Source organism: Pseudofrankia sp. DC12 (assembly GCF_000966285.1).
Taxonomy (GTDB): Bacteria; Actinomycetota; Actinomycetes; order Frankiales; family Frankiaceae; genus Pseudofrankia.
In genome coordinates this window covers 1,622,040-1,636,539 of sequence record NZ_KQ031391.1, presented here as the reverse complement: position 1 = coordinate 1,636,539, position 14,500 = coordinate 1,622,040, and the positions used below count along the sequence as shown (strand labels likewise).

General features: G+C 71.6%; 10 protein-coding genes. 7 read left to right on the top strand and 3 right to left on the bottom strand.

Annotated elements, in window-relative coordinates:
• The 3 genes from FRADC12_RS06645 to FRADC12_RS06635 all read right to left on the bottom strand — a co-directional run.
• Window positions 1-1,063: ISAs1 family transposase (locus FRADC12_RS06645; RefSeq protein WP_045875986.1), on the bottom strand; the 1,063-nt coding region annotated here is incomplete at its 3' end.
• Window positions 1,064-1,516: 453 nt separating this feature from the next.
• Window positions 1,517-2,350 carry an HARBI1 family protein gene (locus tag FRADC12_RS06640; RefSeq protein ID WP_045875985.1) on the bottom strand — a complete coding sequence of 278 codons (834 nt, stop codon included), beginning with the start codon at window positions 2,348-2,350 and terminating at the stop codon, window positions 1,517-1,519.
• Between the two features lie 227 nt (window positions 2,351-2,577).
• Complete coding sequence (locus tag FRADC12_RS06635) at window positions 2,578-4,698, bottom strand: glycerol-3-phosphate dehydrogenase/oxidase (RefSeq protein ID WP_052710734.1); 2,121 nt, start codon at window positions 4,696-4,698, stop codon at window positions 2,578-2,580.
• Window positions 4,699-5,115: 417 nt separating this feature from the next.
• Here FRADC12_RS06635 and FRADC12_RS06630 point away from each other — a divergent pair, with 417 nt between their 5' ends.
• The 7 genes from FRADC12_RS06630 to FRADC12_RS06600 all read left to right on the top strand — a co-directional run bounded on the left by FRADC12_RS06630 (window position 5,116) and on the right by FRADC12_RS06600 (window position 14,448).
• Window positions 5,116-6,288 (top strand): acyl-CoA dehydrogenase family protein, encoded by a 1,173-nt coding sequence (locus FRADC12_RS06630; RefSeq protein ID WP_045875984.1) that lies wholly within the window; start codon window positions 5,116-5,118, stop codon window positions 6,286-6,288.
• A 14-nt stretch (window positions 6,289-6,302) separates the two neighbouring features.
• Window positions 6,303-7,421, top strand: coding sequence for an acyl-CoA dehydrogenase family protein (locus FRADC12_RS06625; RefSeq protein ID WP_045875983.1), 1,119 nt, complete (start codon window positions 6,303-6,305; stop codon window positions 7,419-7,421).
• 64 nt (window positions 7,422-7,485) lie between these two features.
• Window positions 7,486-8,799: a thymidine phosphorylase gene (locus FRADC12_RS06620; RefSeq protein WP_045875982.1), complete on the top strand. Its 1,314-nt coding sequence runs from the start codon at window positions 7,486-7,488 to the stop codon at window positions 8,797-8,799.
• 288 nt (window positions 8,800-9,087) lie between these two features.
• Window positions 9,088-10,143: a BMP family lipoprotein gene (locus FRADC12_RS06615; RefSeq protein WP_232303651.1), complete on the top strand. Its 1,056-nt coding sequence runs from the start codon at window positions 9,088-9,090 to the stop codon at window positions 10,141-10,143.
• Window positions 10,144-10,316: 173 nt separating this feature from the next.
• A complete protein-coding gene (locus FRADC12_RS06610) occupies window positions 10,317-11,852 on the top strand; it encodes an ABC transporter ATP-binding protein (RefSeq protein WP_232303650.1) in 1,536 nt (511 codons plus the stop codon).
• On the top strand, window positions 11,849-13,072 hold the full coding sequence (locus tag FRADC12_RS06605; RefSeq protein ID WP_084010495.1) for an ABC transporter permease: 1,224 nt from the start codon (window positions 11,849-11,851) through the stop codon (window positions 13,070-13,072). The genes FRADC12_RS06610 and FRADC12_RS06605 overlap by 4 nt, the downstream gene beginning before the upstream one ends.
• Entirely contained in the window at window positions 13,069-14,448 is a 1,380-nt protein-coding gene (locus FRADC12_RS06600) for an ABC transporter permease (RefSeq protein WP_198152806.1), read from the top strand. The genes FRADC12_RS06605 and FRADC12_RS06600 overlap by 4 nt, the downstream gene beginning before the upstream one ends.
• Window positions 14,449-14,500 lie beyond the last annotated feature (52 nt).

Here is a 14,500-nt window from a genome sequence, read left to right as displayed (position 1 = left end):
TCGCGAGATTGTGCGGGCCGTTTTCTTGGTGGGCTTGGCAGGCATCTTCCCGCCAGGTGGTGTCGCGGACGTAATGGACACGGTTCTCTATGCCCCAGTGCATTCGGACGTGGGTGTGGATAGCGTCCGGAGCGGCGCGCTCACCGCGCAGGCTGGTGACAATGAAGGCGTATTCCTTGCTGAGACGGGCGCCGGTGAGATCGAATTCTTCGCGGCAGATGACGGCTATTGTTCGGGCCCGTGGGAAACGGATGTCATCCACGGGTCGCGTCCAAGTCGTCCAGCGCTTGATACTTCCGCGGGAGCATTCCTCGACCTCATGCCCCGGTGTTTTCTGAATAACCGGCAGGAGGCGATCGAATATTTGCTGGAAGAGCTTCGGCTGGTTCCCCTTGACAGTGAACACGTAGTCGATTCGTTTTTTCCAGAGTAGGATCGCGGTTTTGACCTGCGTGTGCGCGGCGTCTGCGGTGATGACGGTTCGGCCGCGCTCGTGTTTGATGTTTTTGAGTAGGTTCGCGACCTGGGTGATCTCGTTGGTATCCGCGGGGACCTTGGTCTGGGCGATGACGACCCCCTGGTTGTGAGTCATGGCAGAGAACAGCGTGAACTGCTGGTTCTCCGTGCTCCAAGCGCCGCGCAAGACCTTACCGTCCAGGGCGATCACCAGATCGCCGTTGTGATCGCGGGTCGCTTGTTCGTGCAGCCAGGTGCCGACGACCAGGTCCAGCACATGCGAGTTGACTCCTTTGAGGGTCTCGCGGATGGTGGATTCGCAGGGAACGGTGTAGCAGCCCCGAAAATAGCCGTAGGGCGCGCCGAGTGCGGCGAGGAGCCCTTGGGAGAGGTCGGCCGCCTCGCTTCCGATCTCGCGGTAACACGTGGCGCCAGCGAGCGTCGCGACGGTCGCCGTGGCAAGCACGAACTCGAGGTCGTAAACCCGGCCCCGGGCGTCGCGGAAATCCTTCACAAGACGCAGCATGGCAAGAAGTCGACCGATTTTTTCTTTGCCGGCGTTGTCAAGGCCGCTCGACAAAGCGGCGCCGGTCTGGCATGATGACACTTGGCGGCCTTCTGTCTCGGGGGATTGTTTGTTCGCACTCTCATTGTCCCGATCAGGAGGCCGTCGTTTCGCAACGGCGGCTCTTGTTTTCGTCAATTCAACGGCCATGGCGACTGGGCGCACAGCAGCGGATTTTCGGGTAGGCATTCGTAGCTGCCGATGGCGTCATTTCCGATAGCTCGGAAGCGCGGGCGGCGAGATTCCGGCCGGAAGGAACTGCACCCGCGAGACCCGTCGAAACCTGGACCGAGAGCTCGATCATGACGATTACTCAGAGCGATAGTTCGCTACCTGGAGTGATCTTCCCTTGGCCCTGGGAGACGAGGTAGGAGCGTAGCAAAGTCATCGGCATTCGCGACTGGACACGATATCCTTACCGACGCTCATTGAGCCTTTCCCTGCAACCGACCGTCACCCTGGGTGAGTATCAATAGTGTGATCGTGTGTTGGTCGTCAGGTGGTCCTCTGGTACTCGGTGTGGAGGATGACGAGGGACGCTTTCGCGACCAGCCCGATCTTCCAGGGGTCGATCGTGACGTTGCGGAGCAGGCGGAAGGTGACCTTGAGCAGCGCGTTCGCGCGCTCCCCGACCGCCCGCAGGGCGTAGTGGATGCGGTTGTGCAGTTTCTGTTCGGCGGTCAGCTCCCCGCCCTTCGGCTTCTTGAACGGGACCGCGAACTGCCCCTCCTGGGTTCCGAACGCTTCGTAGCCGCCGTCGCCGAGCACCTGCCCGCCGTCGGCGAACCACTCCTCGAAGACCTCCGGGGCGCCGGAGGCGCGCAGGGCGGTGGTGTCGTGCTCCCGGCCGGGACGGACGTCGGACACCCACAGCGGCCAGCCGTCCTCGGGACCCGAGACGACTTGCACGTTCGCGCCGTGGTTCTTGATTTTTCCTGACCACCACAGGTCCACGCCCTTCGTCGGGCCGGGGACGGTCACCCGGTCGGTCTCGATCACCGTCCCGTCGACGATCACGTGGTCGTAGCCGGCGAACTTCGCGGCGATCAGTGCGTTGCGCAGGTCAGGGGCCTGCCAGGCCAGGACTGCGAGGCCCTCGTGCAGGTAGCGGTAGCCCACCGACTTGCCGATGTTGTTGTCCCGACACAGCCGGATGACCGGGGTTCCGTCACAGAACCAGCGCAGGACGAACACGGCCTGCTCCCATGGAGACAGGGCGCGGGTCCCGCTCCGCGTACCGGTCCGCCTACGTTCCGCAATCAGGAGCGTGGCAAGGCGGACGACCGTGTGATCGCTCAGGGGCAGGACGCTCGTGTATGTGACACTCATGAGGACGCGGGGCTCCGGCGGAAGTGATCTGTGAGAGGACTACTTCCTACCGGTTGCCCCGCGTTTCGTCGTCGGCGACCCAGCCGTCGATCACGACCCGTGATGATTACCTAGCGTGACGGGTCGTTGCAGGGAAAGGCTCACTGTCAAGCGCACTGTAGTGCGCGGCAAAGTGTTAACACTTCTGGGCGGCGCCGTGTCGCGCGGCCCGCCTGAAGGCTGTCCCGTCAGGAGGCCAGGTCCGTCATGCTGCCGGGGCCGGTGCCGGAGTCGGTGGGCGGCCCGCCCGCCGCGCCGGAGGACCGGGTGATCGAGCTGACGACGGCGCGGCGGGCGGCGCGCAGGCTCGCCGCGGCGGTGGCCGCCGCCGAGGTCGCGGCCGAGGCCACGGTGACGCCGGTGATCGGGGCCACCTCGTCCAGGTCGACCTCGGAGGGCGGCGGCGTCGCCGGCTGCGGGCGGGCGGTGGCGCGTACCGACGGCAGCCCGCGGGCGTCGGGCGCCGCGCGGCGGGTGACGTCGGCCGTGGCGTCGTCGGTGGTCTCCTGGGACGCGCGCTCGGCGGCGACGCGGGCCTCGTACAGCTCCACCTCGGCGCGGGTCCGTGCCTCGTCCCAGCCGAGTACCGGGGCGATCAGCTCGGCCACCGGACCGGCGGCGGCCAGGCCCCGGTCCGGCGCCTCGAACGAGATCCGGGTGCGGCGGGTCAGCACGTCCTCCAGCCGCCGCGCGCCCTCGTGCGTCGCCGCGTACAGCGCCTCGACCGCGAGGTACGCCTCCGCCCCGGGCAGCGCGATGCCGAGGCTCGGTTCGGCGACGACCAGGTCGACGAGCTCCTCGGTCAGCGTCCCGTACCGCCGCAGCAGGTGCTCGATCCGGGCGACGTGCAGCCCGGCGCGGTCGGCGAGCCGCTCGCGCGCGTTCCACAGGGCCTGGTACCCGTCCGCGCCGAGCAGCGGAGTCTTCTCCGTGCACGACGGCGGCACCACCCGGGTCAGCCCGGCAGCGGCCGCGTCGACCGCGTCCTCGGCCATCACTCGGTAGGTCGTGTACTTCCCGCCGGCGACCGTGGTCAGCCCGGGCGCGGCGGCGACGACGGCGTGCTCGCGGGACAGCTGCGCGGTGTCCTCGGACTCGCCGGCCAGCAGCGGGCGCAGCCCGGCGTAGACGCCGACGATGTCGTCCCAGGTGAGCGGGCTGCGCAGCACCTTGTTGAGCTGGTCGAGCAGGTAGTCGATGTCGGACCGGGTGGCGGCCGGGTGGGCGAGGTCGAGCTCCCAGTCGGTGTCGGTGGTGCCGATGATCCAGTGGCTGCCCCAGGGGATGACGAACAGCACGCTGCGCTCGGTCCGCAGGATCAGCCCGGTGGTGCCCTGCAGCCGGTCGCGCGGGACCACCAGGTGCACGCCCTTCGACGCCCGCACCGAGACCGTCCCCCGCCCGCCCCGGCCGCCGAGCATGGCGTGCAGGTCGTCCGTCCACACCCCGGTCGCGCTGATCGTCTGCCGGGCCCGGACCCGGATCTCGGCGCCATCCGGCGACTCGAGATCGCGCACGACCGCGCCGGTGACCCGGTCCTCCTCGCGCAGCAGGCCGATGACCGGCGTGGACGTCGCGACCGCGGCGCCGAATCTGGCCGCGGTGCGGGCGACGAACATCGTGTGCCGGGCGTCGTCGACCTGCCCGTCCCAGTACTGGATCGCGCCGACCAGGGCGTCGGGCCGCAGCGCCGGGAACTCGCGCAACGCCGCCTTGCGGGTCAGGTGCCGGTGCATCGGCAGGCCGCCGGACGGGGGACCGTCGCCGGCCGGGGAGGCAGAGCGGGCCGCCCGCTGGGTGCCCGGAGCGGGGCTGATCCGGGCCAGGCCCTGGCCGAGGGTGTCGTAGAGCAGCACGCCGCTGCCGATGTAGGCCCGCTCCCAGCCGTGGTGGGTCAGCGGTAGCAGGAACGGCACCGGGCGGACCAGGTGCGGGGCCAGCGTCTCCAGCAGCAGGGTCCGCTCGCGCAGCGCCTCGCGGACCAGCGCGCCGTTGAGCTGCTCCAGGTAGCGCAGCCCGCCGTGGATCAGCTTGCTCGACCGGCTGGACGTGCCCGCCGCGAGGTCGCGGGCCTCGACAAGGGCTACCGACAGGCCCCGGGCCGCCGCGTCCAGCGCGGTGCCGGCGCCGGTGACGCCGCCGCCGATGACGAGTACGTCGAACGTCTCGGTCGCCAGCCGCCGCAGCGCCTCGGCGCGCTCGGCCGGGCCGAGCCGGCCGAGGCTGGCGCCGTTGGCGGGGGAGATGCCGTTGGCGGAGGAGACGCCGGCGGCGGGGACAGTGCCGTCCGAAAGGGCCGTGCCGGGCATCGGGGGTACCTCCTACGGATACCTGAGTGACCGTGAGCGGGCTTGGGGCGCGTCCCCGCCCGTCACCATCGTGCCGGGCGGGTGCGACAACCGCCCCCCCGGCGGACCTGGGACCCGGCGATGTACGCCGCTGTTGGGCTGCCGGCCGGCGGCCGGTAACCGGTGGTTACCGGGCTCGCGGGTGGCCGCGGACCCGGTGGGCTGGTCGCCGGCGGCGAGCGCCGCCTATGGGGGCAACGCGGCGAGGCGGTCGAACCAGCCCGGCCGGCGCATGCATTTCGCGTCCTCCCGGTAGATGATCGCCGTGGCGGCCCGCGAGCCGTCGCGCCATCTGTTACTAATGAGTAACCTATGACCTGCCGGCCGACGCCCCGGCACCGCCCGCCGGCGGTGCCGCGCACCCGGGAGCGAGTACCCATGGATCTGACGTTCACCCCGCAGGAGGAGCAGTTCCGCTCGGAGCTGCGCGGCTGGCTCGACGCCAACATCCCCCCGGAGTGGAAGGAGCCCGCCTTCTGGGAGCGCATCCCCGAGGACAAGGGCTTCGAGCTGCGGCGCGACTGGGAGCGGCGCAAGGCCGAGGCCGGGTTCGCCGGCATCGCGTGGCCGACCGAGTACGGCGGTCGCGGTGGCACGCCGGGGATGAAGGCGATCTACGACGAGGAGATGGCGCTCGCCAGCGCGCCGGAGTCGGCCAACGCACTGGGCCTGACCTTCCTCGCGCCGACGGTCATGGCGGTCGGCACCGAGGAGCAGAAGCGGGACATCATCGGCCCGATGCTGCGCAACGAGGTGATCTGGTGCCAGGGCTTCTCAGAACCGGGCGCCGGCTCGGACCTCGCGGCGCTGCGCACCTCCGGGCGGCTGGAAGGCGACGAGTTCGTCGTCAACGGCCAGAAGATCTGGACCACCAACGCGATGCACGGCGACAAGCTGTTCACGCTGGTGCGAACCGAGCCCGGTAGCCAGTCCCATCGCGGCATCTCCATGCTGCTGGTCGACATGCACCAGGAAGGCGTCGAGGCTCGCCCGCTCAAGCAGATCAGTGGCGCATCCGAGTTCGGTGAGGTGTTCTTCACCGACGCCCGGGTCAAGGTGTCCGACTGCGTCGGCGGCGTCGGCAACGGCTGGAAGACCGCGATGCTGCTGCTGTCCTTCGAGCGCGGCGCCTCCGGCATCTCCCAGTACGCCCAGTTCCGCCGCGGCTACGACGAGATCGTCGCCGCTGCCCGCGCGCTCGGCCGGGACACCGACCCGGTGCTGCGCCGCGAGCTGGCCAGCCGGCTCGTCGAGCTGGAGTGCCTGCGCTACCACGCGATGCACGTGCTCACCCAGGTCGAGCAGGGCCGTGACCTCGGCTCCGAGTCGTCGATCACGAAGCTGCAGTGGTCGGAGACCTACCAGAGGCTGTTCGAGACGTTCGACCATCTGCTCGGCCTCGACGGGGTCCTCACCGCGCCGGTCGCCGGCCTGGACCTCAGCGCCCTGCAGCACGAGGCGTTCTGGACCCGGTCGGTGACGATCTGGGGTGGCTCGTCGCAGGTGCAGCGCAACATCGTCGCCGAGCGCGTGCTCGGCCTGCCGCGGTAAGGGGAGGAAACACAGTGTTCTTCGCACTGACCGATGAGCAGCGGGCGCTCGCCGAGACCGTCCGCGACTACCTCGCGGACCGCTTCGACCTGACAGCCGTGCGGGCCGTCTTCGAGGACGCCGACGGCGACGGCCACCCGGCCGACCTGTGGAAGGCGTTCGGCGAGCAGGGCTGGCTCGCCGTGCTCGTGCCCGAGGAGAACGACGGGCTGGGGCTTGGCCTGTTGGACGCGCAGGTGATCGCTCGCGCGCTGGGTGCCGGCGCGGTTCCCGGGCCGTGGCTGTCGACCGTCCTCGCCGGCGAGGCGGTCCGGCTCGCCGGCTCGCCGGCGCAGCGTGCGGCCGTGCTCGGCCCGCTCGCCGCCGGTGAGCTGGTCGCGACCGTCGCGGTGCGCGCGCCGGGCGGGGCGTTCGACGCGTCCGGCGTCGGAGTCACCGCCGACGCCGACGGGCGGCTGACCGGGACGGCATCGCCCGTCGAGTACCCGGGGGTCGCGCGCCTCGCGGTCGTCGCGGCCACGGAGCCCGACGGCGGAGCCGGCCTCTACCTCGTCGATCCGGCCGCGGCGGAGGTCACCGTCGCTCAGCACGTCAGCTACGACGGTACGACGCGGCTCGGGAGCCTCACGTTCGCCGCCGCCGCCGGTGAGCGGCTGGAGGGCTCCAGCGCCGGCGTGCTGGCCGACCTGAACCGCCGGGGCGCGGTGCTCGCCGCGGCCGACCTCGTCGGGTCGGCGCGCGCCGCCGTGACCCGGACCGTCGAGTACGACAAGACCCGGGTCCAGTTCGGCAAGCCGGTCGGCAGCTTCCAGGCGATCAAGCACACCCTGGCCGACCTGCACGTCGCCGTCCTGATGGCCGAGCACGCCGCGCTGTACGCCGCGCACGCGCTCGACGAGGCGCTGCCGGACGCCGAGCTCGCCGTCGCGGTCGCCAAGGCCAAGGCGAACGAGGCCGCCACCGCGGCGACCGGTGCGATGATCCAGTACCACGGCGGCATCGGCTTCACCTGGGAGCACGAGGCGCACTTCTTCTACAAGCGCGCCAAGCGCCTCGTCGGCACCTTCGGCGACACCGGCCAGCACCTGGACCGCGTCGCCGCGCTGAGCCTCGATCCCGTCACGGCGGACTAGCCGGACTGGGAGGCGCACCACAGGGTCTGGCTCCCGGGGGCCGGGCGGCGTAAAGACTTGGCGCATGACTGCTGACGCCTCCGCCCGCGCCCTCGACGCCGTCGCCCGCACCAGGGCGGGGGCCGAGCTGGCCGCGGCGGAGATCGAGCTGCTCGTCGCGGACTTCGTCGCCGGCCGGGTTCCCGACTACCAGATGTCCGCATGGCTCGCGACGGTGGCGTGCCGGGGGCTGTCGCGGGCGGAGACGGTCGCGCTGACCAGGGCCTATGTGACCGGCGGCGAGACGCTGGACTTCGCCGCGTCCGGGCGGGTGGTGCTCGACAAGCACAGCACCGGCGGCGTCGGGGACACGGTGAGCCTCGTCGTCGTGCCGCTGGTCGCGGCGTGCGGAGTGGCGGTGGCCAAGATGAGCGGCCGCGGCCTCGGGCTCACCGGGGGCACCATCGACAAGATGGAGTCCGTCCGCGGGCTGCGCCTCGAGCTCGACACCGACGAGGTCTACCGGATGGTCGACCAGGTCGGCATGGTGATCACCGGGCAGAGCGCGAGCCTGACGCCGGGAGACAAGGCCACCTACGCGCTGCGGGACGTCACCGGGACGGTGGACAGCCTGCCGCTGATCGCGGCCAGCATCGTCAGCAAGAAGATCGCCGTGGGCGCGCATGGCGTGCTGTTCGACGTGAAGACGGGCGCCGGCGCGCTGATCCCGGACCAGGACCGCGCGCTGGAGCTGGCGCACCTGATGGTCGGGGTCGCCACCGGTGCCGGTCTGCGCTGCCGGGCCGTGCTCACGGACATGAGCCAGCCGCTCGGGTACGCGGTCGGGAACGCCCTGGAGGTGCACGAGGCGCTGGACGCGCTGCGGGGCCGGGAGATCCCGGGCCTGACCGGCCTGTGCCGCACGATCGCGGCCCTCATGCTCCGCAGCGCGGACCCGGGCCTCTCGGCCGCCGAGGCCGAGCGGAAGGTCGACGACGCCCTGGCCGCGGGCGCCGGGTACGAGCAGTTCCTGCGCTGGGCCGTCGCGCAGGGGGCCGAGCCCGGCGTGCTGGAGGAGCCGGGCGGGCTGCCCACCGCCGACAACCAGGTGCGGGTCGTCGCCGACCGCGAGGGCTATGTGTCCGAGGTCGACCCACGGGCCATCGGCACCGCGGCGATGAACGTCGGCGCGGGCCGGCTCGTCAAGGGCGGGCCGCTCGACCACTCGGCCGGGGTCGTGCTGCGCCGCCGGGTGGGGGACCGGGTCTCGGCGGGCGAGCCCCTGGCCGTCATCCATCACCGCGACGGCGTCGAGCCGCCCGTGGACCTGGTCAGGGGCGCGTTCCGGGTGTCCGAGTCCGCCCCGGCCGAGCCGCCCGTCGTTCTGAAGATCATCTGATCTCGCGCGGGCGTGGGGTCCGGCTGCCGGATCAACCCCGAATGGGCCCACTTTTATGGGCCAGGTAGCACAAGCGTTACAAGTGCGCTAAATCTTGAAACTACAAGCATGTGGGTAGTGAAACCTGCTGCTTCTAGCCTCCGTACGGCTACGCCCGAACCGGGAGAAATCGACCGATCGATCCCGGCAGGAGGCGATGCCATTGTGCCGCCGGGCGGCCTGCCCGCGGCAGACGGAGGGGAGACGGGTTCCTTGCGCGCAGACAGGCGTGTGCGGAGATTCGGCCGCTTGGGGACGACGACGGGGCTGGTCGCTGCTGCCAGCGCGATGGTGCTCGCACTCGGGGCGTGCGGCGGCTCGGACGGGAACAGCACGGCCCCGGCCGCCAGCGGTTCCGCGGCTGGCAAGACCCTCAAGGTCGGCCTCGCGTACGACATCGGTGGCCGTGGTGACAAGTCCTTCAACGACTCGGCGGCGGCCGGTCTCGACAAGGCGACCAAGGAACTCGGCGTCAAGCCGTCCGAGCTGGAGGCGACCGACGGCGAGACCGACGCGCAGAAGGAGGAGCGGCTGCGCCAGCTCGCCGATGCGGGCAACAACCCGATCATCGCGGTCGGTTTCGCGTACGCGACGGCGCTCGGCAAGGTCGCTCCCGACTACCCGGACACCAACTTCGCGATCATCGACGACGCCACCCTTGTCAAGGTGCCGAACGTCGCCAGCCTGACCTTCGCCGAGGAGCAGGGCTCCTTCCTGGTCGGCGCGGTCGCGGCGCAGGCGACGAAGACGGGGAACATCGGCTTCGTCGGCGGTGTCAACACCCCGCTGATCCAGAAGTTCCAGGCCGGCTACGAGGCGGGCGCTAAGGCCGTCAAGCCGGACATCAAGATCCAGGTGACCTACCTGACCCAGCCGCCGGACTTCAGCGGCTTCAGTGACCCGGCCAAGGGCCAGACCGCGGCCGCCGGCATGTACGACAGCGGCGCCGACGTCGTCTACCACGCGGCGGGCGGTTCCGGCGGTGGCGTCTTCACCGCGGCCAAGGCCGCGGGCAAGCTCGCGATCGGGGTCGACTCGGACCAGTACACCAGCGCCGCGGCGGACGTTCAGCCGGTCATCCTGACCTCGATGATCAAGCACGTGGACGTCGCCGTCTACGACATGATCAAGTCTGCTGTCGACGGCAAGCCGCTGACCGGTCAGAAGATCTACGACCTGAAGGTCGGCGGCGTCGCGTACGCGACGTCGAACAGCGCCATCGGGCCGTACACCGCCAAGGTCGACGAGTTCAAGGCCAAGATCATCTCGGGTGAGATCAAGGTGCCGACGACGCCGTCGAGCTGATCCGTCCGGGGTGGCCGGGTCCCGCTGGGGCCCGGCCACCCCGAGCACGGTCCCTGCCACGCCCAATCCCACGAGGAGCGTCCGCCATCGGCATCGAGGGCACGCCGGCGTCAGCCGACGAGGGGGCCGACCTCGCGGTCGAGCTTCGCGGCATCACCAAGGCGTTCCCCGGGGTGGTCGCCAACCGGGACGTCTCGATCCGGGTCCGGCGCGGGTCGGTGCACGCGGTGGTCGGCGAGAACGGCGCCGGCAAGTCGACCCTGATGAAGACGCTGTACGGGATGCACCGCCCCGACTCGGGGACGATCCTGCTCGACGGCACCGAGGCCACGCTGCGCAGCCCGGCGGACGCGATCGCCCGCGGCATCGGCATGGTGCACCAGCATTTCAAGCTCGCCGAGAACCTCACCGTGCTGGAGAACGTCATCCTCGGCGCCGAGCCCCGCCAGCGCGGATGGCGCCGCATCCTGCTCGACAACCGTGGGGCGCGGGACCGCGTCGAGGAGATCGCGACCCGCTACGGCCTGGACATCCGGCCCGACGCCTACGTCCGCGACCTGGGCATCGGCGAACGGCAGCGGGTCGAGATCCTCAAGGTCCTCTACCGCGGCGCGCGCACCCTCATTCTCGACGAGCCGACCGCGGTGCTCGTCCCGCAGGAAGTCGACGAGCTCTTCGGGGCGCTGCGCGACCTCGTCGACGAGGGCCTCTCCATCATCTTCATCTCGCACAAGCTCGACGAGGTGCTCACCGTCGCCGACGACATCACGGTGATCCGGCGCGGGACCACGGTCGGGACGGTCCGGCCGGCGGACGTCACCGCGCGGCAGCTGGCCGAGCTGATGGTCGGCAGCGAGCTTCCCTCGCCCGAGACCTCGGAGACGACCGTCACCGACGACGTGGCGCTGACCGTCGAGGGCCTGTCCGTCGAGACCGAGGACGGCCGGCGGGTCGTGACCGACGTCAGCTTCACCGTGCGGCGCGGGGAGATTCTCGGCATCGCCGGGGTCGAGGGGAATGGCCAGGCCGAGCTGATCGAGGCGGTGATGGGTATCCGGGCCGCCGCGGCCGGCCGGGTGCTGCTCGGCGGCACCGACGTCACCGCCTGGCAGACGCGCCGGCGCCGGGAGGCCGGCGTCGCGTACGTGCCCGAGGACCGGATCCGCTCCGGTGTCCTGCTCGACTCCCCGCTGTGGGAGAACCGCATGCTCGGCCACCAGACCCAGCCACCCTGCTCCCGGGGCGGCCTGCTGACGACGTCGGCGGCGCGCACCGACGCGCGCCGGATCGTCGCCGAGTACGACGTGCGTACGCCCTCGGTGGGCGTCGCCGCCGGTGCGCTCTCCGGTGGCAACCAGCAGAAGCTGATCGTCGGCCGGGAGATGAGCGGCGCCCCGACGCTGCTGGTCGCGGCCCATCCGACCCGCGGTGTCGACGTCGGGGCGCAGGCCGCGATCTGGGACCAGCTGCGCGCGGCGCGCCGGGACGGGCTGGCGGTGCTCCTGGTCAGCGCCGACCTGGACGAGCTGATCGGCCTGTCGGACACGCTGCGGGTCATCTCGCGCGGCCGGCTGGTCGCCGTGGCCGATCCCGCCAGCGTCACCCCGCAGGACCTGGGCTACGCGATGTCAGGGGCGGCCGGCGCGACCGGGGCCGGACCGGTCCCCGGCGCCGGGGATGCGGCGGCACTGCCTGGGGAGGACGCATGAACGGGCCCAGCCTCGCGCAGCTGCTGAGAGCCGCCGCCGCCGCGCTGGTGGCGCCGCTGCTGGCACTGGTGACCGCCCTGACGGTGACCGTCCTGGTCCTGGTCGGCACGGGCGGCCACCCGCTCGACGTCCTGGACACGATGGTCACCTACGCCCAGCGGCCCCGGTCCCAGACGCTGATGGTCAACTCGGCCGTCACGTACTACTTCTCGGCGGTCGCCGTCGCCATCGGGTTCCGGATGAACCTGTTCAACATCGGCGTGGACGGGCAGTACCGGCTGGCCGCCCTGCTCGCGGCCGCGGCCGCCGCCCAGATCAGCCTGCCCCACGTCCTGCACGTCGCGGTCGTGCTGCTGATCGCGATGGGCGTGGGCGCGCTCTGGGCCGGGGTCGCGGCCCTGCTGAAGGTCTACCGCGGGGTCAGCGAGGTCATCTCGACGATCATGCTGAACTTCATCGCCACCGCGCTGATCGCCTACCTGCTGACGCCGGGGCGGCTCGCGGTGCGGACCGTCGGTTCGAACAACATCGGCACCCCGACCATCCCGGGCTCCGGGCAGGTCCCCGGGCTCGCGCTCATCCCCGACTCGCGGCTGAAGGTCTACGGCCTGGCGATCCTGGCGGTCGCCATCGGGGCCGGCTACTGGTTCCTGCTGTCCCGGACCCGGTTCGGCTTCGACCTGCGGGCCGCGGGTGCCAGCGAGGACGCGGCGCGGTCGAGCGGCGTGCGGGTCAGCCGCATGATCATCGTCAGCATGCTGCTGTCCGGCGCGGTCGCCGGCCTGGTCGGCATGCCGCAGCTGCTCGGCGACGCGCACACGTTCTCGCTCGACTTCCCGGCCGGGCTCGGCTTCACCGGCATCGCGATCGCCCTGCTCGGCCGTAACCATCCGGTCGGCATCGCGATCGGCGCCCTGCTGTTCGGGTTCCTCGACAACGCGGCGACCTCGCTGGAGCTCAACGGGGTCTCGCGGGACATCGTGCTGGTCACCCAGGGCGTCATCGTGCTGTCGGTCGTCGTCGCGTACGAGCTGGTCCGCCGGCTGCGGACCCGAGCCGAACAGCGCGACGTGGGCCGGCGGCTCGGCACGTTGCCGTCGCCGTCCGGCGGCCCTGGCGCTCCGCCGTCCGGCGGCCCCGGCGCGCCGGGAAGTCCCGGGGCGCCGCCGACGACCCCACTCCCGCCCGTCCCTCCGACGCCGCATGAGGTGGGCGCGTGACCACCGTTCTGAGCCCGACCCCGCCGCCGGCGTCCAGCACTCCGTCGGCGGGCGTGGCCGGGGCCGTGGGCCTGGGGTGGCTGCGGCTACCGGGCCCGCGCCAGCTGTGGATCGCGGTGGGCATCCTGCTGGTCATGGCGTTCGCCCGGGCCGTGTCCGGGGCCGACCAGCTGACCTCCTCGGGCACGGTGCGAGCGGCGCTCGGCGCCACGGTTCCGATCGCGATGGCCGCGCTCGGCGGGATGTGGGCCGAGCGGGCCGGCGTGGTCAACATCGGCCTCGAGGGCATGATGATCCTGGGCACCTTTGGCGCTGGCTGCATCGGCTGGCAGCACGGCCCGTGGGCGGGGCTGGCGGCGGCCGTCATGTTCGGCGCCGTCGGCGGCCTCGTGCATGCGGTCGCCACGGTCACGTTCGGGGTCGACCACATCGTCAGCGGCGTGGCCATCAACATCCTCGGCCTGGGCGTCACGAAGTACCTGGCCGCCGAGCTGCTCGACGGCACCCCCGGTGGCGGCCAGTCCCAGTCGCCACCGATCAGCCCGGTCGGGCGGATCTCGGTGCCCGGCGTCGAGTCGGTGCTGCGGCCGGTGGAGGCCCGGCACTGGTTCGCCGTCTCCGACCTCGCCGGGCTGCTGCGCGGCCTGCTCACCAACCTCTCGCTCTTCACGCTGATCGCGGTGGGCCTGGTGGTGCTCAGCGCCGGCATCCTGTGGCGGACCCCGTTCGGGCTGCGGCTGCGCTCCTGCGGCGAGGAGCCGCACGCCGCGGAGACGCTCGGCGTCAACGTCTACGCCTACAAGTACGCGGCCGTGGTCGTCTCCGGCGCGCTGGCCGGCTTCGGCGGCGCCTATCTCGCCGAGGTCTCGGCGAACATCTACCGGGAGGGCCAGACGGGCGGCCGTGGCTACATCGGCCTGGCATCGATGATCTTCGGCAACTGGCGGCCGGGCGGGCTGGCCGCCGGCTCGGCGCTCTTCGGCTTCACCGACGCGTTGCAGCTGCGCAACGCCCCGGCCGTGCACGCGTTGCTGCTGGTCGCGGCCGTCTTGCTGTTCGCGGTCGGGCTGGTCACGCTGTCCCGGTGGTCCTCGGCCCGGCGAGCTGGCGGTGGGCGCGGCGCCGAGGACGGCGGCCCGGGCGCGGTCGCCGGGACGGCCGCCAGCCAGCAGGGCCGGCGGCGGATCGCGGCGGCCGTCGCCTGCTTCGCGGCCACCGGTGCACTGGCCGCCTGGTACGCGGGGACCGACTCGCTGCCCGGCCAGGTCGTCACCGCTACCCCGTACGTGACCACCCTGCTGGTGTTGGCCTTCGCCTCACAGCGGCTGCGGCCGCCGAAGGCGGACGGCGTCGTCTTCCGGCGTGGCGAGGAGTGACCCCCCGAAGCTGGGCACTGACCCTGGCCGGGCAGGCCCAGCCCGACTGTCC

What these genes read in the sequence shown, in the direction of transcription:
- FRADC12_RS06635 (WP_052710734.1), bottom strand. Translation starts at nt 4,698, where the DNA reads ATGCCCGGCACGGCCCTTTCGGACGGCACTGTCCCCGCCGCCGGCGTC.
- FRADC12_RS06630 (WP_045875984.1), top strand. Translation starts at nt 5,116, where the DNA reads ATGGATCTGACGTTCACCCCGCAGGAGGAGCAGTTCCGCTCGGAGCTG.
- FRADC12_RS06640 (WP_045875985.1), bottom strand. Translation starts at nt 2,350, where the DNA reads ATGAGTGTCACATACACGAGCGTCCTGCCCCTGAGCGATCACACGGTC.
- FRADC12_RS06620 (WP_045875982.1), top strand. Translation starts at nt 7,486, where the DNA reads ATGACTGCTGACGCCTCCGCCCGCGCCCTCGACGCCGTCGCCCGCACC.
- FRADC12_RS06605 (WP_084010495.1), top strand. Translation starts at nt 11,849, where the DNA reads ATGAACGGGCCCAGCCTCGCGCAGCTGCTGAGAGCCGCCGCCGCCGCG.